Consider the following 19,479-nt stretch of genomic DNA (forward strand, 5'->3'; position numbering starts at 1 on the left):
GTAGCCACCACCCACGCACAGTGACATGCCGAAGGCCCCCGGACCGGAGGTCCGGGGGCCTTCGCCGCCCAGGGTATAAGCCCTGGTCGGAGCAGCTACTTCGTGAGGTCCTTCTCGATCTCCTCCTCCAGTTCGTCGGGCTCGCGGCCCGGCGTCTGGAGGTTGAACCTGGTGATCGCGAACCGGAAGATGACGTAATACACGACGGCGAACGCCAACCCGATCGGGATGATCAGCCAGGGTTTCGTCGCCAGACTCCAGTTGATGACGTAGTCGATCAGACCCGCCGAGAAGCTGAAACCGTCCTTCACCCCGATCGCCCACGTCACCGCCATCGACACACCGGTCAGCAGCGCGTGGATCGCGTACAGCAGCGGCGCGACGAAGAGGAACGAGTACTCGATCGGCTCCGTGATTCCCGTCACGAAAGACGTCAGGCCGACCGAGACCATCATGCCGCCGACCGCCTTGCGGCGATGCGGCTTCGCACAGTGGTAGATCGCCAGCGCCGCCGCCGGCAACGCGAACATCATGATCGGGAAGAAGCCCGTCGTGAACTGACCTGCCGTCGGGTCACCCGCCAGGAACCGGTTGATGTCACCGTGCACCATCGTCCCGTCCGGCTTCGTGTAATCACCGAACTGGAACCAGACGAACGTGTTCAGGAACTGGTGCAGACCGATCACCAGCAACGCACGGTTGGCCACACCGAAAATGCCCGAACCCGCCCAGTCCAGGTCCACCAACCACTTCGAGAAGCTCGTCAGCCCGTCACCGATCGGCTGCCACAGCCACGCACACAGCGCCGCGAACAGCAGACCGACGAACGCCATGATGATCGGGACGAGCCGGCGCCCGTTGAAGAACCCCAGCCAGTCCACCAGCTTCACCCGGTGGTACCGCTGCCAGAACCACGCCGACATCAGACCCATCACGATGCCGCCGAACACCCCCGGGTTCTGGTACTCCGCCGCCGTCACCTGCGCATCACCCGTGACACACGTACCGAACCAGGTGCCACCCGACACGAACGTCGAACCACTGTCGCAGTCCACCGGGAACGCGTGCAGCACCGCGTAATAGACCAGGAAACCCGTCACCGCGGCCAGCGCCGTCGAACCGTCCGACTTCTTCGCCATGCCGATCGCGACACCCACGCAGAACAGCAACGGCAGACCCAGCCCCGAGTCCAGCAGCGCACCACCGGCCGCCGCGAACACCTTGGCGATGTTGTTCCAGCCGAGGCCCTCGTCACCGAACACATCCGGCTGGCCGAGCCGGTTCAGAATGCCTGCTGCCGGCAGCACCGCGATCGGGAGCTGCAGGCTGCGCCCCATCTTCTGCAGGCCCTGGAAGAGGCCGTTCCACCACTTCTTCTGTGGGATCGCTGCGCTGCTTGAGCTCATCGGCGTCCTCCCGGAACAGGCCACGTTTGGCGGGTGTTGCAGACTGGTGTAGACCAGTTGCGGTACGGTGCGGAGCCCGCCCGGAAGACAGGGCGCCGGTGATCGTCATCATTGGTGATGGCCCAGCCACTCGCTCGCGAAGTTGGGCCAACCGTGCGTTACCGTGACGAAACGGACCCAGGGTGGGCCGTCGCACGTACGTGAAGAACCAGGGAGAAGGCCATGGCCAGCAAGGCTGAGAAGATCGTCGCCGGGCTCGGCGGAATCGAGAACATCGAAGAGGTCGAAGGCTGCATCACCCGCCTCCGCACCGAGGTCATCGACCCGAGCAAGGTCGACGAAGCCGCGCTCAAGGCCGCCGGCGCCCACGGCGTCGTCAAGATGGGCACCGCGATCCAGGTCGTCATCGGCACCGACGCCGACCCCATCGCCGCCGACATCGAAGACATGATGTGACCCACCGCTGAACCCCCCCGGGCCCCCGGCCCGGACCCCCTCGGGCCCCGCCCCCCCACCAGGACGGGGCCCGAGGCGTACCACCCCCACACACCGCAACGGCCCACACCCCGCACCCGATAAAGTCGACGCCATGTCTCGTATCGACGGCCGCACCCCCGACCAGCTCCGCCCCGTCACCATCGAACGCGGATGGAGCAAGCACGCCGAAGGATCCGTACTCGTCTCCTTCGGCGACACCAAAGTCTTCTGCACCGCCTCCGTCACCGAAGGCGTCCCGCGCTGGCGCAAGGGAAGCGGCGAAGGCTGGGTCACCGCCGAATACTCCATGCTGCCCCGCTCCACCAACACCCGCGGCGACCGCGAATCCGTACGCGGCAAGATCGGCGGCCGCACTCACGAGATCAGCCGACTCGTCGGACGCTCCCTGCGCGCCGTCATCGACTACAAAGCCCTCGGCGAGAACACCATCGTCCTCGACTGCGACGTCCTGCAGGCCGACGGCGGCACCCGCACCGCCGCCATCACCGGCGCCTACGTCGCCCTCGCCGACGCCATCACCTGGGCCCAGGGCAAGAAGATCATCAAGCACGGCCGCAAGCCGCTCACCGGCACCGTCTCCGCCATCAGCGTCGGCATCGTCGACGGCACCCCCCTCCTCGACCTCTGCTACGAAGAGGACGTCCGCGCCGAAACCGACATGAACGTCGTCTGCACCGGCGACGGCCGCTTCGTCGAGATCCAGGGCACCGCCGAGGCCGAGCCCTTCGACCGCGACGAACTCAACGCGCTCCTCGACCTCGCCACCACCGGCTGCGCCGACCTCACCCAGCTCCAGAAGAGCGCCCTCGCCCTCACCCTCGGCGAGTAGGCCCGGGTAAAGAAGCAACCAAGAACCCCCCGAACGGCGTCGATACGCATACGGGCGCACGGGTCGAACCGTGCGCCCGTCCGCGCATCCGCACCCGGGGAGGGACCCACCATGGCCACGCGCCACCGACGCCACCGCCGCACCGCACTGGCCATCGCCGCCACGCTGCTCGCCGTCACCGCCGCGGCAGGCTGCAGCGCACTCGACAAGACACTCGACTGCGTCCGCACCGCCGACGCCATCGCCACCAGCGTCGACAACCTCCAGCAGGCCGTCGCGAACGCCTCCAGTGACCCCACCCAGGCCTCCGAATCGCTCGACGAGATCGACAAGGAGCTCGGCAACCTCGGCGACAAGACCGACGACGCCGACCTCAGCAAGGCCGTCGACGACCTCCAGGTCGGCGTCGCCAGCGTCCGCGACTCCATCGACAAGGGCGACGCCACCCCCGACATCACCCCCGTCACCAACGCGGCAACGGAGATCGGCAAGGTCTGCACCCCGTAACGGCCCGACCCCGGCGCGGCGATAATCGACCCATGACCCGCCTCATCCTCGCCACCCGCAACGCCGGGAAGATCACCGAACTCCACGCGATCCTCGCCGACGCAGGCCTCACCTACGAACTCGTCGGCGCGGACGCTTACCCGGAGATCCCCGACGTCAAGGAAACCGGCGTCACCTTCGCCGAGAACGCCCTCCTCAAGGCCCACGCCCTCGCCCAGGCCACCGGCCACCCCGCCATCGCCGACGACTCCGGCCTCTGCGTCGACGTACTCGGCGGCGCCCCCGGCATCTTCTCGGCCCGCTGGGCCGGCACCCACGGCAACGACCAGGCCAACCTCGACCTGCTCCTCGCCCAGCTCTCCGACATCGACGCGACGCACCGCGCCGCCCACTTCGCCTGCGCCGCCGCCCTCGCCCTCCCCGACGGCACGGAACGCGTGGTCGAGGGCCGCCTGCTCGGCACCCTGCGCCACGTCCCCGCCGGTGCGCACGGCTTCGGCTACGACCCGATCCTGGAGCCGGAGGGCGAGACCCGCACCTGCGCGGAGCTGACCCCGGCGGCGAAGAACGCGATCAGCCACCGGGGGAAGGCGTTCCGGGGGCTGGTGCCGGTGGTGCGGGAACTGGTGGGCTGACACGCAGGAGGCCGCTACCTTCGAAACGAAGGTAGCGGCCTCTCTTTGCCTGTGGGCCCGGTGGGATTCGAACCCACGACACACCGGACCTAAACCGGCGCCCTCTAGCCAGCTGGGGTACGGACCCGCGCGGCCCACTCTACTGTGCGCCGTTGCGGCGCTTCGAGAAGGTTCCGGTCTGACTGTGGCAGGACGGGCAGAGGTATCGCAGGTTCTCCTGGCGGTTGTTGAGACGGTCGCCATCGATGTGATCGACCTCCAGGACGAGACGGTTTCCCCGCCATGTCTCGCCGGTGTACGCCCCTCCTGAGACGAGCACTCGACGATGTCGGGGTCCCTCGCACATGCGCGAGATGCGGAGGCATCATTGGCGTTCGTCGTCTCGCGAGCCGCTTCCTCCAGCAGCTCGCGCGTGTACCGAACCGTCAGAGTCCCCTCCGCATCCGGCCGCCCGTTCGCGGCCTCGTACGGAGTAACGAACCGATTATCGGGGAGTCACGTCCGATATCCGACAAGATGCGGAATGGCCCGCCCCGCTTCGGCGACAACCGAAGCGGGGCGGGCCATTTCCCGTGCGGGACGGGTCAGAACTTCGGGTCCGGGGTCTGGGCCGCGACCAGTTCCTCCGCCTCCGCGCTCGTCTCCACCGACGGGGGTGACCCCGCCAGCGGCTTGTTCGCGGTCTCCTTCATGCAGGCCACCGCGATCACGCCGACCAGCGCCGCCGCCATCGCGTAGTACGCCGGCATCAGGTTGCTGCCGGACCAGCTGATCAGGGCTGTGATGACCAGCGGAGTCGTACCGCCGAAGATCGACGCCGACAGGTTGTAGCCCACCGACAGGGACCCGTAGCGGACGTTCGTCGGGAACAGGGCCGGGAGTGCCGCGGACATCGTGCCGAGCATGCAGACCAGGGAGAGGCCCAGCATCAGCATGCCGATCGTGATCGCGGGGATGCTGCCCTGGCGGATCAGGAGGAAGGCGGGGAGGGAGAGGATCAGGAAGCCGAGCATGCCCGTCATGAGGAGGGGCTTGCGGCCGAAGCGGTCGGAGAGTTTGCCGACCTGGCTGATGATCAGCATGAGGAACACCATGACGGCGAGCAGGATGAGCAGGCCGTGGGTCTCGCTGTAGCCGAGTTCGTCGGAGAGGTACGTCGGCATGTACGACAGCAGCATGTAGTCGGTGATGTTGTACGCGCCGACCAGGCAGATGCAGAGGATCAGCGTCGGCCAGTAGCTGCGGAAGATCTTGGCGAGGTCGCCCTTGGCGGTGGTCTCGACGCCGTCCGCGGCCTCGGTGGCGTGTGCGGTGCCGCCCTCCAGCTTCTGGAAGGCGGGGGTCTCGTCGAGGCGCAGTCGCAGGTAGAGGCCGACGAGGCCGAGGGGTCCGGCGACGAGGAAGGGGATGCGCCAGCCCCAGGCCTCCATCTGGCTGTCGGTGAGGAGGGCGTAGAGCGCGGTGACGAGGCCGGCGGCGCCGACGTAGCCGGCGAGGGTGCCGAATTCGAGGAAGCTGCCGAAGTAGCCGCGTCGTTTGTCGGGGGCGTACTCGGCGATGAATGTGGAGGCGCCGCCGTACTCGCCGCCGGTGGAGAAGCCCTGGAGCATCCGGAAGACGATGAGAAGGATGGGGGCCCCGACGCCGATGGTGTCGTGGGAGGGGATGACGCCGATGGCGAAGGTGCCGACCGCCATGAGGATCATGGTGAGGGCGAGGACCTTCTTGCGGCCGATCTTGTCGCCCATGGGGCCGAAGAACATCCCGCCGAGGGGCCGTACGAGGAAGGCGACGGCGAAGGTGGCGAAGGAGGAGAGGAGCTGAGTGGTGTCGTTTCCTGACGGGAAGAAGACATGGCCCAGGGTGGCGGCGAGGTAGGAGTAGATGCCGAAGTCGAACCACTCCATGGCGTTACCGAGTGATGCCGCCTTGACCGCGCGCTTGACCGCCTGGTCGTCCGTGACGGTGATGTCCGTCCTGCGCAGTTTGGGGTTCTGGCGCTTACGGATGGCACGGAAGAGGGCAGGGTGGCGTTTGACCGCTTCGGGGTCGGCCGCCTGATGGGGGTCGGAGGCCGCCATGGCCGGGTCCTTTCCTCGGTGGGTGTTCCAGGAAAGGCTTCTGCGCGGACATGGCGGTTGCAAACCGATTCGCCCGGGGATTGGGATGTCCATCACATGTTTTCGGCCATTCGGCTCAATCCCCGGGCGGTGTGCGGGTGGCTCGCGGCAGGTCAGATGCCGAGGTCCTTGATGATCTTGGCGACGTGGCCGGTGGCCCTCACGTTGTAGAAGGCGTGCTCGACCTTGCCGTTCTCGTCGACGACGATCGTGGAGCGGATGACGCCCATCACCGTCTTGCCGTAGTTCTTCTTCTCGCCGAAGGCGCCGTAGGCCTCCAGGGTCTCCTTGGCGGGGTCGCCGAGGAGGGTGACCTTGAGGTTTTCCTCGTCGCGGAACGCGGCGAGCTTCTCCGGCTTGTCGGGGGAGATGCCGATGACGTCGTAGCCGGCTGTGGCGAGGAGGTCGAGGTTGTCGGTGAAGTCGCAGGCTTGCTTGGTGCAGCCGGGGGTAAGGGCGCGGGGGTAGAAGTAGACGATGACCTTGCGGCCCTTGTGGTCCGCGAGCGAGACGTCGTTCCCGTCGGCGTCGGGGAGGGTGAAGGCGGGGGCGGTGTCGCCGGTCGTGAGGCGCTCGCTCATGGTTCTCCTCGTTGGTACGTGGGGTGTACGGGACCGAGGGTAATAGGGGTGCCGCCGGGTGCGGGAGCGGTCGAGCTGACAGACTGTCGATGAAGGTTTACCGGACGAGGACCACGGAGGCGGCGCAGTGTCGGATGCCAGGACCCCTGCGCAGATCGAGGCGGACATCATCAGCAGGCGTGAGCAGCTCGCGGTGGTGCTCGATGAGATCGGGGTGCGGGTGCACCCGAAGACGATCATGGGTGATGCGAAGGCCAAGGCGGCCGGGGCCGTGGACCGGACGGCCGGGCGGGCGTTCGTCGCGGTGAACCGGGCGGTGTCGGACGTGAAGGCGCAGTTCGTGTCGGAGGAGGGTGCGCCGCGTCTGGAGCGGGTGATTCCTGTGGCGTTGCTCGTGGTGGGTGTGGTGGGTCTGCTCACCGTGTCGAAGCGGCGCGAAAGGCGTTGACCCCCGAGGGCGTGTGCTCGCCTCGCGTCCAGGTAGGTTGCGGGGCGTGAGCGAGAACAGCGACGACAAGCTGCCCATCCGGATGCTGCACGACCGTGTGCTGGTCCGGTCCGATTCTCCCGAGGGCGAGCGGCGTTCCGGCGGGGGCATTCTGATTCCGGCGACGGCTGCGGTCGGGCGTCGGCTGGGTTGGGCCGTGGTGGTCGCGGTGGGGCAGAACGTGCGGACGGTGGAGCCGGGGGACCGGGTGCTGTACGACCCCGAGGACCGTGCCGAGGTCGAGGTGCGGGGCGTGGCGTATGTGCTGATGCGGGAGCGGGATCTGCATGCGGTGGCTGCGGACCGGTTCGAGGGTTCGGTGGATTCGACCGGCCTGTACCTGTAGCGCGGATTGTGGTGTGCGGGGCCTGGTGACCGTGGTCACCAGGCCTTTTGCCTGTCCTTTGCTACGGTGGTGGGACCCCGACGAGACGCGCCGTACCGGGCTTCGAAAAGACGACGCATCCGTGTTGTTCGCGTGTTGTGTCGTCGGAGGTGTCGTCGTGGCGTGGGTCTTGTTGGTGGTCGCGGGTCTGCTGGAAGTGGCCTGGTCGATCGGGATGAAGTACACCGAGGGGTTCACCCGGCTGTGGCCGAGTGTGTTCACGGGGCTGGGGATTGTCGCGAGCATGCTGTTGCTGTCGCATGCGGCGCGGACTCTGCCGATCGGTACGGCGTACGGGGTGTGGGTCGGTATCGGTGCGGCGGGTGCGGCGGTGCTGGGCATGGTGGTGCTGCATGAGCCGGTGACGGCGGCCCGGATCTTCTTCGTGTGTCTGTTGTTGGTGGCTGTGGTGGGGCTGAAGGCGACGTCGGGTCACTGACGGGCGGGGGTGGCGGGGGCGCGGGTGCCGCGGGCGCCTTCGAAGAAGCCTGTGCCGCCGTTGTTGTCGCCGCCTCCGTTGTTGTTGCCTCCTCCGTTGTCCTCGCCGCCCGTGCCGCCTCCGTTGTTTCCGCCTCCGGTTTCTGTGCCGCCGTCCGTGATGCCGCCGATCAGGTTGTCGGTGGTGCCGGGGGTGGTCTGGGGGGCGGACGGGGTGGTGGGCGGGTTGGCGGAGGGGGTGGTGGGGGTGGTGCCGGAGGGGGTCCGGGAGGGTTGCCCGGTGGTGCCGGGGGCGGTGTTCTCCTCGGTGGGGAGTTCGGTCTCGTCGGTGCCGCTTTCCAGGTCGAGGTGGAAGTTGGCGACGGGTGTGCCGCGCAGGGCGGTCCGGGTGTACTGGGCCCAGGTCTGGGCGGGGGCGCCGCCGCCGTTGATGCGGGGCAGGCCGAGGGCGCCGTAGAGGGGTTTCTGGGCGCCGGTGTCGGGGTTCTGGCCCATGACGGCGATGACGGTGGCCAGGTCGGGCGTGTAGCCGGCGAACCAGGCGGCCTTGTCCTCCTCGGCGGTGCCGGTCTTTCCGGCGGAGGGGCGGCCGGAGCCCTGGGCGGCGGTGCCGGTGCCGCCGTCGACGACGCTCCGGAGGATCGAGGTGGTGGTGTCGGCGGCTTCGCGGGTGACGGTCTGTTTCGTGGTGCGGTCGGGGAGCTTGACGGTCTCGCCGTCCTTGGTGATGTGGTCGACGAGGGTGTGGTCGCGGTGCTTGCCGTGGTTGGCGAGGGTCGCGTAGGCCTCGGTCATGTCGAGGACGCTGGCGGTGGAGGGGCCGAGGGCGATGGAGGGGGAGGCGGTGAGGTCGGGGGTGTCCTTGGGGATGCCGAGGTCGATGGCGGTGGCGCGGACCTTCTCGGGGCCGACGTCTTCCGCCATCTGGGCGTAGACGGCGTTGACGGATCTGTCGGTGGCGGTGCGGACGGTGATGGGGCCGTAGCTGACGTCGTCCTCGTTGGCCGGGGCGTATCCGGTGGGTCCGTCGGGTCCCTGGACCATGCGTTTGTTGGTGCCGTCGTAGATGGTGCTGGGGGTGATGCGGCGGCCGTCCTGGGTGGTGGAGCGGTTGGCGACGGCGGAGGTGAAGACGAAGGGCTTGAAGGTGGAGCCGACCTGGTAGTCGCGGCGGGTGGCGTTGTTGACGTACTGCCGGGTGTAGTCGATGCCTCCGTACATGGCGAGGACGCGTCCGGTGGCGGGGTCGATGGAGGTGCCGCCGACGCGGACGTTGCGGTCGGCCTTGTTCTTCTTGCTGGTCTTGGACATGACGTTGTCGTCGACGGCTTCGACGAGGGCGTCCTGCTTCTTCTTCTCCAGCGTGGTGGTGATGCGGTACCCGCGGGTGGCGAGGGTCTTCTCGTCGAGGATGTCGTGCTGGATGAGGTAGTCCTCGACGGCCTGGACGATGTAGCCGCGCTGGCCGGAGAGGCTGTTGGCGGGCTTGACGGGGCCGGGCAGGGGGAAGGTGAGGGCGGCGCGTTCGCCGGCGCCGAGCCACTCCTCCTTGACCATGCCGTCGACTACGTAGTTCCAGCGGGCGAGGACCGCCGGCCTGTTCTCGGGGTGGGTGATGACGTCGTAGGCGCTGGGGGCGTTGAGCAGGGAGGCGAGGTAGGCGCCTTCGGCGGTGGTGATGTCGCCGACGTCCTTGCTGTAGTAGGCCTGGGCGGCGGCCTGGATGCCGTAGGCGTTGCGGCCGAAGTAGCTGGTGTTGAGGTAGCCCTCGAAGATCTGGTCCTTGGTCTCTTCGCGGTTGAGCTTGATCGCGATGAAGAATTCCTTGATCTTGCGGACGATGGTCTGTTCCTGGCCGAGGTAGTAGTTCTTGACGTACTGCTGGGTGATGGTGGAGCCGCCCTGTTTGCCCTTGCCGGTGAGCGTGTTCCAGCCGGCGCGGGCCATGGCCTTGATGTCGACGGCGCGTTCGGAGTAGAAGTCGCGGTCCTCTGCGGCGAGCACGGCGTGCTGGACGGCGCGGGGGACCTGGGCGAGTCTGACGTTCTCGCGGTTCACCTCGCCGTCGCGGGCGATGACGCTGCCGTCCTTGTAGAGGTAGACGTTGGACTGGGCGGTTGCGCTGGCGTTGGCGGGCGGGATGTCGACGAGTTGGTAGCCGGCGATGAAGCCGCCGATGAGGACGAGGGCGATGAGGAGGATGCCGCCGAGGACCATGCGCCAGGTGGGGATCGCGCGGCGCCAGCCGGTGCGTTTGGGGCGCTTGGGCTTCTTCTGTCTTCCTGTGCCGGTGCCACCGGTGGCCGGGGTGCCCTGTTCCGCGGGGGCGGCAGCGTCGGCAGACAGGTCTCTGGGGGTCCAGCCCCGGTCTGCCGGGTCCCCGTTCTGCTGCTGTGGCTCGTCGCTCATGTCGGTGCAGACTCCTCGGCCGCGGTCAGTTCTCCCATACTGCACTTTTCTGCGGAATAACTACCGGATCGACCTTCGAAAAGCGGTCGCGGCGGGTCCCTCGGCTGGACTAGGCTCCTGCGCTTTGGTGTCCGCGCACGGCGGGGCACCCCGATGGTGGGGGGTGGTTGTGGTGCGGCTCTACGCGGTGGTGGCGGCGGGCGGGTTCCGGCGCTATGCCACGTACCGGATCGAGACGGCAGCGGGAGTCTTCACGAACACCGTCTTCGGTTTCATCCTGGCGTACACGTACGCGGCGTTGTGGGACGAGCGTCCGCAGCTCGGCGGCTACGACATGTCGCAGGCGCTCACGTATGTGTGGCTGGGCCAGGCGTTGCTGATGACGTGCGTGATGATGGGCGGCGGTTTCGAGGACGAGCTGATCGAGCGGATCCGTACGGGTGATATCGCGGTCGATCTGTACCGGCCGGTCGATCTTCAACTGTGGTGGCTGGCCGGAGATCTGGGCCGGGCGGCGTTTCATCTGCTGGGGCGGGGCATCGTGCCGATGATCCTCGGCTCGCTCGCCTTCGATCTGGCGATGCCCGCCTCACCGGGGGTCTGGGTGGCCTTCCTCGTCGCGGTGACGTTGGGGGTCGTGGTGAGTTTCGCGATCCGCTATCTGGTGGCGCTGTCGGCGTTCTGGCTGATGGACGGGGCGGGGGCGGCGCAGATGGCGTTCCTGGCGGGGATGTTCTTCTCGGGGATGCTGTTGCCGCTGAATCTGTTTCCTGGGCTGCTGGGTGAGGTGGCGCGGGCGCTGCCGTGGTCGGCGCTGCTCCAGGTGCCGGCCGATGTGTTCCTCGGGAAGCACACGGGCTGGGGTCTGGTACGGGTGTACGCCTTCCAGGCGGGCTGGGCGCTGGCGTTGCTGCTGGCCGGGCGGCTGTTGCAGTCGGTGGCGACGCGGAGGGTGGTGGTCCAGGGTGGCTGAGGCGGTGGACGTGGTGGAGACGGCCGTGGGGGAGGCGGCGTCCGGGGTGGTGTTCGTCCCGCGGTCGAGGGTGGTCGAGGGGGTCCGGGCGTACGGGCTGATCGTGGCGATGTGGCTGCGTTCGACGATGGCCTACCGGGCGTCGTTCGTGATGACGACGTTCGGGAACTTCGCGGCGACGGCGTTCGACTTCGTCGCGATTCTGCTGATGTTCTCTCACATCGACGTCCTGGGCGGGTACACCCTGCCGGAGATCGCCCTGCTGTACGGGGCGGCGGGCACGTCGTTCGGTCTGGCCGATCTGCTGATGGGGTCGATGGACCGGCTGGGCCGCCGGGTGCGGGACGGCACGCTGGACACACTGCTGGTGCGGCCGGTCCCGGTGATCGCGCAGGTGGCGGCGGACCGGTTCGCGCTGCGCAGGCTGGGGCGGGTGACGCAGGGTGCGCTGGTGCTCGGCTATGCGCTGGTGACGCTGGACATCGACTGGACGGTGGCGAGGGCGGTGCTCGTGCCGCTGATGGTGCTGAGTGGTGCGGCGATCTTCGCCGCGGTGTTCGTGGCCGGGGCGGCGTTCCAGTTCGTGGCGCAGGACGCCTCGCAGGTGCAGAACTCCTTCACGTACGGAGGGGCCACGCTGCTCCAGTATCCGCCGACGGTCTTCGCGACGGATCTGGTGCGCGGGGTGACGTTCGTCGTGCCGCTGGCCTTTGTGAACTGGCTTCCGGCGCTGTATGTGCTGGGCCGGGACTATCCGCTGGGTCTGCCGGACTGGGTGGCGTTCCTGCCGCCCCTGGTGGCGGGTGTGTGCGGGGCGGCGGCGGGCCTGGCGTGGCGGGCGGGCCTGCGGGCGTACCGGAGTACGGGAAGTTGACGCGGGGCGAGCGGGAAGAGGTGGCGGAGATGGGCATGGACACGGACTTCATCGAGCTCGACGGAGTGGAGAAGGTCTTCGACGTCCGCCGCAGGACGGGTTTCCTGCGCAGTGAGCGGCGCGAGGTGCGGGCGGTCGACGGGATCAGTTTCCGTGTGGCGCGGGGTGAGATGGTCGGCTACATCGGTCCGAACGGGGCGGGGAAGTCGACGACGATCAAGATGCTGACCGGGATTCTCACTCCGAGCGCCGGTTCGCTGCGGGTGGCGGGCATCGACCCGTCCCGGGAGCGTACGAGGCTGGCGCACCGGATCGGTGTGGTCTTCGGGCAGCGCACCACGTTGTGGTGGGACCTGCCGTTGCGCGACTCGTACCGGCTGATGCACCGGATGTACCGGATTCCCGATGACCGTTTCCGGCTCAACATGGACCGCTGCATCGAACTCCTGGACCTGGCCGAGCTGTTGGATGTTCCGGTGCGTCAGTTGTCTCTGGGGCAGCGGATGCGCGGTGACATCGCGGCGGCGTTGCTGCACGATCCGGAGGTGCTGTACCTGGATGAGCCGACGATCGGGCTCGATGTGGTGTCGAAGGCCAAGGTCCGTGGTTTCCTGCGGGACTTGAACGCGGAGCGGGGGACCACGGTGCTGCTGACCACCCACGACCTCACCGATATCGAGCAGTTGTGCAAGCGGGTGATGGTGATCGACCACGGGCGGCTGATGTATGACGGTGCGCTCGCCGGGCTGCACGAGGTGGGGGAGAGCGAGCGGACGCTCGTGGTGGATCTGGAGCGTGAACTCCCGCCGATCCGGCTGGAGTCGGAGCCTTCGGTGCGTACGGTGAAGGTCGAGGGGGTGCGGCAGTGGCTGGCGTTCCCGGCGTCCGCGTCGGCGGCGCCGCTGGTGGCCCGGATCGCTGCGGAGTACCCGTTGATGGACCTCTCGGTGCGGGAACCGGACATCGAGGCAGTGATCGCGAAGATGTACGCGTCGGCTTCCGGCCTGTAGCTCGGTGACGGGAGCGTACGCGTTCAATAGGCTGCGCGGTATGACAAGCGAACTTCCGGATATGCGTGCTTCCGATGCCGAACGTGAGCGGGTCGCCGAGGTTCTGCGTGAGGCGGTGGCCGAGGGCCGTCTGCAGATGGAGGAGTTCGAGCAGCGGCTCGACGCCACCTACAAGGCCCGCACGCACGGCGAGCTCGAACCGCTCATCCGTGATCTGCCCGCCCCCGGTGGTGCGGCGGTGGCGCCGGTGGCTGCGGGGCAGCGCCGGACGGGTTCGATGGCCCGTTGGGCGGACCGGATCGGCAGGCCCGCCACGTCGAAGGGTGCCTTCGCGTTCTGGGGCGGGTTCTCCCGTCGGGGGAACTGGACGATCAGCCGGGTGTTCACCGCGTTCGCGATGTGGGGCGGCGGTGAGATCGATCTGCGCGAGGCGAACTTCGAGGACGGCGAGGTGGTCATCCGTTGTTTCGCGATCATGGGCGGCATGCAGGTGACGGTCCCGCCGGAGCTGAACGTGGACGTCCGCGGCATCGGCATCATGGGCGGTTTCGGGGAGCACACCAAGGACGACGGGGTCCCGGCGCCGGATGCTCCCCGGGTGCGGATCACCGGCCTCGCGCTGATGGGCGGCGTCGGTGTGGAGCACAAGCGGAGCAAGGCGGAGAAGCAGCGCCTGCGGGATGCGGAGCGGCCGCGGCTGGAGAAGGGCGAGGGCTGAGGACTGAGGGCTTGCGGAGAATCACCCGAGGCGACGGGTCGGTTCTCCGGAGGCCCTCGGGGCCCCGAGCCGGCGCCCGCTCTCCTTCACAGCGCGTCGGACGCCGGCCGGGTGCGCAGCAGGTTCCGCACGTCGGCCAGGGTGCCCACGCGCTGGTAGCCGGCGTCGTTCAGGTGGAGGTGGTCCCCGGAGTCGTAGGCGGGCAGCAGCCGGTCCGGCAGCGACGGGTCGCGCACCGCGCGGTCGAAGTCGAGGACCTCGTCGAAGACGCCGCCGGCGCGGATCGTCTCGTTGACGCGGGCGCGTACGGCGTTCTGGGCGGGGGTCCAGTTGCGGTAGCCCTCGTACGGCATGAGGGTCGCGCCGATGACCCGCAGCCCGCGGGTGTGTGCGCGCTCGGTCAGGGAGCGCAGGGCGTCCGTGATGTGTGTGGGGTCCGTCTGCCGGGGGAAGGCCTGGATGTCGTTGATGCCGAGGTCGATGACGACCGTCTTCGCGCCGGTGACGGCCAGGACGTCGCGTTCGAAGCGGTCGAGGGCGCGTGGCCCGATGCCGTCGAGCAGGATGCGGTTGCCGGCGATGCCCTGGTTCACGACCGCGTACCGGCCGTTCAGCCGGTCGGCGAGGACGTCGGGCCAGCGGCTGTTCGCGTCCGTGGTGGAGCCGCTGCCCGCGGTGAGTGAGTCGCCGAACGCCACGAGCGTCCCGCCGGCGTTCTCTCCCCGCACGTCGACGGCGGTGAGGTAGCGCCAGTTGGTGGTGCTCCAGGTGCCGTTCGTGTCCTCGGTGAAGGACGTCTGGTGGCTGTTGGGGTGGACGGTGACGGGGCCCCGGGCGGTGGGGGTGCGCAGGGTGACGACGAGATCGGCGTCGGCGGCGACGGGGACGGCGACGGGGTCGCTGACGATCTGTCCTCCGGCGGCGACGGTCACGGCGGGCGCGTTGCGGAATGTCACCGGGCGGGTGTTCACGGTGACGTGGTCGATGCGCAGCGGATGCGTACCGAAGAGGTTGGAGAGGGTGATGCGGGCCGCGTCGCCGCCGATGCTGGTGTGCACGATGTTACGGATGGTGCGCAGCCCAGGGTCCGTGCCCTGCTCGGGGCCAGTCTCCCCGCGGACGGGGGCCGCGGCCCAGGTGGCGAGCCAGTGGCCGGTGGAGTGCGCCGCTGCGGCGGGGGTGCGGGCCACGCCCTGCGGGCCCGGGGCGGCGACCGCCTTGGCGCGCGTCCCGGAGAACAGCAGGGACCCCGTGAACGCCACGACGGCGGCGAGCGCGGCGGTGCCCGCCACTAGGGCTATGAGCAGGGCGTATCCCTGGCGCCTGGGCATGGACGGTGTGTCTCCTCATGTTTTCGGGGGCCGGACCCATGATGCGGCAGGGCGCGGGGAACTCGACGTGCGGCCCGGGAGTAGGTCAGGTAGGGACAATGCGTACGGGGCGCCGGGGGCGACGGTTACGCGGACGGGTGGAGCGGATGGAACGGATCGAAGGCACGGCCGAGGACGCTGCGGCCGGTGCGGCAGGCACCGGCGCGGGCGGTCCCGGGGTGGGGCCGGGGCGCGGGGCGGGCGTGCGCCCGTCGGCGTCCCTCGCCTCGTTCGCGTACACGGCCGCCGACGAGGAGAAGCGTCGTGGCGTACGCCGTATGAAGACCACGGCCACCGGCCTCCTTCTGCTGGTCGCGCTGGTGTACGTCCTCGCCACCTGGGCGAAGAACGAGGGGGTGGGCGGCTGGCCGGGCTTCGTCGCAGCGGCTGCCGAGGCGGGCATGGTGGGTGCGCTGGCCGACTGGTTCGCCGTCACTGCTCTCTTCAAGCGTCCGCTCGGTCTGCCGATTCCGCACACCGCCATCATTCCCACCAAGAAGGACCAGCTGGGGGCCTCCCTCGGTTCCTTCGTCGGGGAGAACTTTCTGTCGGGCGGGGTCGTGCGCGACCGCATCCACTCCCTGGCCATCGGCGGCAGGCTGGGGGCGTGGCTCGCGGAGCCGGAGCATGCGGACCGGGTCACGGCCGAGCTGGCGACCGCGCTGAGGGGTGCGCTGACCGTGCTCCGCGACTCGGATGTGCAGGCGGTGGTCGGTGAGGCGATCACCCGGCGGGCGAATGCGGCGGAGGTCGCCCCGGGGCTCGGCAAGATGCTGGAGAAGGTCGTGGCGGACGGCGGCCACCGCAAGGTGGTGGACCTGGTCTGTGTGCGGGCGCACGACTGGCTGGTGGAGCACAACGACTCGGTGATGGACGCGGTACAGGGCGGGGCGCCCGGCTGGACCCCGCGCTTCGTCGACAAGCGGGTGGGCGAGCGGGTCTACAAGGAACTGCTGCGGTTCATCACCGAGATGCGCGACATGCCGGGGCATCCGGCGCGCGCTTCGATCGACACGTTCCTGACGGACTTCGCGGCGGACCTCCAGACGGATTCGGACACCCGGGCCCGGGTGGAGCGGCTGAAGTCGGAGGTCCTGGGGCGTGGTGAGGTCCAGGACGTCATCGCTTCCGCGTGGTCGTCCGTCCGCCAGATGGTGCTCGCGGCCGCGGAGGACGAGCGGAGCGAGCTGCGGCTGCGGGCCCGTTCCTCGCTGATGTCCCTGGGTGCCAGGCTGGCGACGGACGGGCGGCTCCAGGCGAAGCTGGAGGGCTGGCTGGAGGACGCCGCGGTCTATGTCGTGACGACGTACCGGACGGAGATCACGTCACTGATCAGTGACACGGTGGCCGGCTGGGACGCGGACCAGACGTCGAAGAAGATCGAGGCACACATCGGCCGTGACCTGCAGTTCATCCGGATCAACGGCACGGTGGTGGGTGCGCTGGCGGGTCTGGTGATCTATTCGGTGTCGCGGGCGTTCGGAGCCTGAGGGCCGCTCCCGGGGACCGGGTGCGTATCCGCCCTGTCGATGGTTCGGATACGCACCCGGGTTTCGCGGGGGAGTGCCCATGAATACGCGCGCCGCGCCGGCCGCGTTCACCCCGTACGGAAGTTTCTCCCGCCGGCCGAAGTCAGGAGGCGCGGCGGGTGACGGCCCATGAGGCGGCGGCCATGGTGCCCGCCACGGTGAACACCGCGGGCCAGGCGCCGACCTTCTTGGCCAGCGGGTGCGATCCCGCGAAGGCGGCCACGTAGGCGGAGGTCAGGGCGGCGGCGGCGCGCGGCCCCGCCTGCCGGTTCCACTCGTACGCGGCGACGCCTCCCGCGGCGGCGAGGGCGACCCCGCCCAGCGGCCGCTTCCTGGTCCACCGCGCGACGGCGTAGCCGCCGACCAGTCCGCCCGCCGCCACCGCCGCTGCCGGAACCTTCGCCATCGCAGCCACCTCAGCCTTCTCGTAGTCCGTCGCCGGGCACGTCGTGTCCGCCCGTACCGGCTCTCGGCTCCGAGGCTAACGCGGACTTCGGGCTTCCCGTCGCCGAGGGGGTGCACAAGCGTTTACCCTGGGGGTGAACGCGCGTGCACCCCCGTTGTCCCCGCCCTCGCGCAGCCGAGCACCGTACGGAGTCACATGTCCGCGGACATACCCGTCCCAGCCGCCCCCGTGCCCTCCGGCGTCCGGCCCCGGCACCCCCGCTTCGCCGTCGGTGTGCTGGCCTTCTGCGGGGTCGTCGTCGCGGTCATGCAGACGATCGTCGTGCCGCTGCTCCCGCACATCCCCGAGCTGACGGGCGCCACCCCGGCCGCCGCGAGCTGGCTGGTCACCGTCACGCTCCTCACCGGCGCGGTCTTCACCCCGGTCCTCGGCCGGGCCGGCGACATGTACGGCAAGCGCCGGGTGCTGGTGGCCTCGCTCGCCGTACTGGTCGTGGGCTCGGTGCTGTGCGCGGTCAGCTCCCACATCGGGGTGCTGATCACCGGCCGCGCCCTGCAAGGCGCCGCGATCGCCGTCGTACCGCTGGGCATCAGCATCCTGCGCGACGAACTGCCGCCCGAGCGGGTCCTGTCCGCCGTGGCGCTGATGAGCTCGACGCTCGGGATCGGCGCGGCCATCGGCCTGCCGGTCGCCGCGCTCGTGGTGGAGAACTTCGACTGGCACACGATGTTCTGGGTCTCCGGCGTGATCGGCCTCCTCGACATCGTGCTGGTGCTGCTCTGCGTGCCGGAATCCCCGCTCCGCTCCCGCGGCCGCTTCGACGCGGTCGGCGCGCTGGGCCTGTCCGCCGCCCTCGTCTGCCTGCTGCTCGCGGTCACCCAGGGCGCCGACTGGGGCTGGACCTCGACGCGGACGGTCGGCCTCCTCGCGACCGCCGTGGTCGTGGCACTGCTCTGGGGCGCGTACGAGCTCCGCACGGCGAGGCCCATGGTCGACCTGAGGGTCTCGGCGCGCCCGGCCGTCCTGCTCACCAACATCGCAGCGCTGCTGATCGGCTTCGCGTTCTACGCGAACTCGCTGGTCACCGCGCAGATGGTGCAGGAGCCCAAGGCCACCGGCTACGGCCTCGGCGCCTCGCTCGTCGTCAGCGGACTGTGCCTGCTGCCGGGCGGGGTCGCGATGGTGGCCCTGTCGCCCGTCTCGGCCCGGATATCCGCCGCGCGCGGACCGAAGGTCAGCCTCGCCCTGGCCGCCGGGATCATCGCCGTCGGATACGGGGTGCGGTACTTCACCAGCCACAGCCTGTGGCTGATCATCGCGGGCGCCACGGTCGTCGCCTCCGGTACCGCCATCGCGTACTCGGCCCTGCCCGCCCTCGTGATGCGCGGGGTCCCGGCCGGCGAGACCGGCGCGGCCAACGGTCTGAACACCCTGATGCGGTCGATCGGGCAGGCCTTCTGCAGTGCGACGGTCGCCGCGGTGCTGGCCAACCTCACCTTCCGGGTGGGCGGCAGGACCGCCCCGACACTCCACGCGTACCAGCTCGTCTTCGTGATCGCGGCAGGCGCGGCACTCGCGGCCCTGGTCGTGACGCTGTTCCTGCCGGGCGGCCGGCGGGCCGGGGCGGGTACGGTCGAGGAGAGCCGCAAGGCGCCGGACACCCGCAAGGAGGGTGTGCGGACGGAAGAACTCCAGGAGGGCGCATGACCGGCGGCCGGGCCATCGCGGCGGCCCCCGTCCCCGCGGAGACGGGCAGCGGCCGGGACGCGATCCTGCTCGCCGCGCGACGGGCGTTCACCCAGAGCCCGTACGCCGAGGTGACGATCCGGAAGATCGCGGCGGATGCCGGGGTGAGCCCCTCCCTCGTGGTCAAGCACTTCGGCCGCAAGGAGGACCTCTTCAACACCGTGGCCGACTTCGGCCCGGCCGCCGCGGAACTCTTCGACGCCCCGCTGGACGTCCTGGGCCGCCACATGGTCGTCGCGCTGGTGACGTATCGCCGCGCGTTCAAGTCGGACCCCCTCCTGCGCGTCGTCTTCTCCCTCGGCAACCAGGACGAACGCTCCCTGCTCCGCGAACGCTTCCACGAACAGGTCACCGACGCGCTGACCGCCCGGCTGCCCGGCGAGGACCGTGCCCTGCGCGCCGAACTCCTCGCCGGTCACCTCCTCGGCCTCGGCGCTACGCTCAGCCTCCACCGCGAGGGCGCAGGCGCGCACGCCACCCCGGAACGCATCGCCGACCTCTACGCCCCCGCGCTCCAGAGACTGATCACCGGCTGATCAAAGGGGGACGGCGCGGTAT

General features: G+C 69.4%; 20 protein-coding genes, 1 tRNA gene, 1 pseudogene and 1 riboswitch. Of the genes and pseudogenes, 14 read left to right on the plus strand and 8 right to left on the minus strand.

What is annotated here, in order from left to right; all coding sequences use genetic code 11:
- Positions 1-95: 95 nt before the first annotated feature.
- The gene (locus tag ABZ434_RS11670) at positions 96-1,406 is read right to left on the minus strand and encodes a PTS transporter subunit EIIC (protein ID WP_359134382.1); all 1,311 of its coding nucleotides are present in this window, start codon (positions 1,404-1,406) and stop codon (positions 96-98) included.
- A 222-nt stretch (positions 1,407-1,628) separates the two neighbouring features.
- Between ABZ434_RS11670 and ABZ434_RS11675 the strand changes: the two genes are divergently transcribed.
- From ABZ434_RS11675 to rdgB, 4 genes are all read left to right on the plus strand, one after another.
- The gene (locus ABZ434_RS11675) at positions 1,629-1,862 is read left to right on the plus strand and encodes a PTS glucose/sucrose transporter subunit IIB (protein WP_018517946.1); all 234 of its coding nucleotides are present in this window, start codon (positions 1,629-1,631) and stop codon (positions 1,860-1,862) included.
- Between the two features lie 133 nt (positions 1,863-1,995).
- Positions 1,996-2,733: a ribonuclease PH gene (rph, locus tag ABZ434_RS11680; protein WP_359134384.1), complete on the plus strand. Its 738-nt coding sequence runs from the start codon at positions 1,996-1,998 to the stop codon at positions 2,731-2,733.
- Positions 2,734-2,844: 111 nt separating this feature from the next.
- Positions 2,845-3,240 carry a hypothetical protein gene (locus ABZ434_RS11685; protein ID WP_359134386.1) on the plus strand — a complete coding sequence of 132 codons (396 nt, stop codon included), beginning with the start codon at positions 2,845-2,847 and terminating at the stop codon, positions 3,238-3,240.
- 32 nt (positions 3,241-3,272) lie between these two features.
- Positions 3,273-3,875 carry an RdgB/HAM1 family non-canonical purine NTP pyrophosphatase gene (gene rdgB / locus ABZ434_RS11690; RefSeq protein WP_359134388.1) on the plus strand — a complete coding sequence of 201 codons (603 nt, stop codon included), beginning with the start codon at positions 3,273-3,275 and terminating at the stop codon, positions 3,873-3,875.
- 52 nt (positions 3,876-3,927) lie between these two features.
- On the opposite strand, the gene ABZ434_RS11695 is transcribed toward rdgB, so the two are convergent.
- From ABZ434_RS11695 to bcp, 4 genes and pseudogenes are all read right to left on the minus strand, one after another.
- Positions 3,928-4,002, minus strand: a tRNA-Leu gene (locus ABZ434_RS11695).
- 12 nt (positions 4,003-4,014) lie between these two features.
- Positions 4,015-4,170 (minus strand): annotated as a pseudogene (locus ABZ434_RS11700) (HNH endonuclease signature motif containing protein); the annotation flags it as partial.
- A gap of 289 nt (positions 4,171-4,459) precedes the next feature.
- On the minus strand, positions 4,460-5,956 hold the full coding sequence (gene proP, locus ABZ434_RS11705; protein ID WP_359134390.1) for a glycine betaine/L-proline transporter ProP: 1,497 nt from the start codon (positions 5,954-5,956) through the stop codon (positions 4,460-4,462).
- Positions 5,957-6,108: 152 nt separating this feature from the next.
- Complete coding sequence (gene bcp, locus ABZ434_RS11710) at positions 6,109-6,576, minus strand: thioredoxin-dependent thiol peroxidase (protein WP_359134392.1); 468 nt, start codon at positions 6,574-6,576, stop codon at positions 6,109-6,111.
- A 127-nt stretch (positions 6,577-6,703) separates the two neighbouring features.
- Between bcp and ABZ434_RS11715 the strand changes: the two genes are divergently transcribed.
- The 3 genes from ABZ434_RS11715 (at position 6,704) to ABZ434_RS11725 (ending at position 7,887) form a co-directional block, all read left to right on the plus strand.
- Positions 6,704-7,024 carry a DUF3618 domain-containing protein gene (locus ABZ434_RS11715; RefSeq protein ID WP_359134395.1) on the plus strand — a complete coding sequence of 107 codons (321 nt, stop codon included), beginning with the start codon at positions 6,704-6,706 and terminating at the stop codon, positions 7,022-7,024.
- Between the two features lie 46 nt (positions 7,025-7,070).
- Complete coding sequence (locus ABZ434_RS11720) at positions 7,071-7,409, plus strand: co-chaperone GroES (RefSeq protein WP_136325477.1); 339 nt, start codon at positions 7,071-7,073, stop codon at positions 7,407-7,409.
- A gap of 49 nt (positions 7,410-7,458) precedes the next feature.
- Positions 7,459-7,529, plus strand: a riboswitch (guanidine-III (ykkC-III) riboswitch).
- 37 nt (positions 7,530-7,566) lie between these two features.
- Complete coding sequence (locus ABZ434_RS11725) at positions 7,567-7,887, plus strand: multidrug efflux SMR transporter (protein ID WP_018555875.1); 321 nt, start codon at positions 7,567-7,569, stop codon at positions 7,885-7,887.
- Here the strand turns inward: ABZ434_RS11725 and ABZ434_RS11730 are convergent.
- Positions 7,881-10,295 (minus strand): transglycosylase domain-containing protein, encoded by a 2,415-nt coding sequence (locus ABZ434_RS11730; RefSeq protein ID WP_359134397.1) that lies wholly within the window; start codon positions 10,293-10,295, stop codon positions 7,881-7,883. The genes ABZ434_RS11725 and ABZ434_RS11730 overlap by 7 nt on opposite strands.
- A gap of 172 nt (positions 10,296-10,467) precedes the next feature.
- Between ABZ434_RS11730 and ABZ434_RS11735 the strand changes: the two genes are divergently transcribed.
- Genes ABZ434_RS11735 through ABZ434_RS11750 form a run of 4 tightly spaced genes read left to right on the plus strand, consistent with a single transcriptional unit; the run spans position 10,468 to position 13,870 of the window.
- Positions 10,468-11,268: an ABC-2 family transporter protein gene (locus tag ABZ434_RS11735; RefSeq protein WP_359134566.1), complete on the plus strand. Its 801-nt coding sequence runs from the start codon at positions 10,468-10,470 to the stop codon at positions 11,266-11,268.
- Complete coding sequence (locus ABZ434_RS11740; protein WP_359134399.1) at positions 11,261-12,142, plus strand: ABC transporter permease; 882 nt, start codon at positions 11,261-11,263, stop codon at positions 12,140-12,142. The genes ABZ434_RS11735 and ABZ434_RS11740 overlap by 8 nt, the downstream gene beginning before the upstream one ends.
- A gap of 29 nt (positions 12,143-12,171) precedes the next feature.
- Positions 12,172-13,152 carry an ATP-binding cassette domain-containing protein gene (locus ABZ434_RS11745; protein WP_359134401.1) on the plus strand — a complete coding sequence of 327 codons (981 nt, stop codon included), beginning with the start codon at positions 12,172-12,174 and terminating at the stop codon, positions 13,150-13,152.
- Positions 13,153-13,192: 40 nt separating this feature from the next.
- Positions 13,193-13,870 carry a DUF1707 domain-containing protein gene (locus ABZ434_RS11750; RefSeq protein ID WP_359134403.1) on the plus strand — a complete coding sequence of 226 codons (678 nt, stop codon included), beginning with the start codon at positions 13,193-13,195 and terminating at the stop codon, positions 13,868-13,870.
- Positions 13,871-13,956: 86 nt separating this feature from the next.
- On the opposite strand, the gene ABZ434_RS11755 is transcribed toward ABZ434_RS11750, so the two are convergent.
- Positions 13,957-15,201 carry an SGNH/GDSL hydrolase family protein gene (locus tag ABZ434_RS11755; RefSeq protein ID WP_359134405.1) on the minus strand — a complete coding sequence of 415 codons (1,245 nt, stop codon included), beginning with the start codon at positions 15,199-15,201 and terminating at the stop codon, positions 13,957-13,959.
- 98 nt (positions 15,202-15,299) lie between these two features.
- On the opposite strand from ABZ434_RS11755, the gene ABZ434_RS11760 reads away from it, so the two are divergent.
- Positions 15,300-16,730 (plus strand): DUF445 domain-containing protein, encoded by a 1,431-nt coding sequence (locus ABZ434_RS11760; protein WP_359134407.1) that lies wholly within the window; start codon positions 15,300-15,302, stop codon positions 16,728-16,730.
- 142 nt (positions 16,731-16,872) lie between these two features.
- On the opposite strand, the gene ABZ434_RS11765 is transcribed toward ABZ434_RS11760, so the two are convergent.
- On the minus strand, positions 16,873-17,175 hold the full coding sequence (locus tag ABZ434_RS11765) for a hypothetical protein (RefSeq protein ID WP_359134409.1): 303 nt from the start codon (positions 17,173-17,175) through the stop codon (positions 16,873-16,875).
- A gap of 195 nt (positions 17,176-17,370) precedes the next feature.
- Between ABZ434_RS11765 and ABZ434_RS11770 the strand changes: the two genes are divergently transcribed.
- Both ABZ434_RS11770 and ABZ434_RS11775 read left to right on the plus strand, forming a co-directional pair.
- Positions 17,371-18,882, plus strand: coding sequence for an MFS transporter (locus tag ABZ434_RS11770; RefSeq protein ID WP_359134411.1), 1,512 nt, complete (start codon positions 17,371-17,373; stop codon positions 18,880-18,882).
- On the plus strand, positions 18,879-19,457 hold the full coding sequence (locus ABZ434_RS11775; RefSeq protein ID WP_359134413.1) for a TetR family transcriptional regulator: 579 nt from the start codon (positions 18,879-18,881) through the stop codon (positions 19,455-19,457). Before ABZ434_RS11770 ends, ABZ434_RS11775 begins: the two co-directional genes overlap by 4 nt.
- Positions 19,458-19,479: the final 22 nt, after the last annotated feature.

The sequence above is a fragment of the Streptomyces sp. NPDC005761 genome, from assembly GCF_040630635.1.
Taxonomy (GTDB): domain Bacteria; phylum Actinomycetota; class Actinomycetes; order Streptomycetales; family Streptomycetaceae; genus Streptomyces.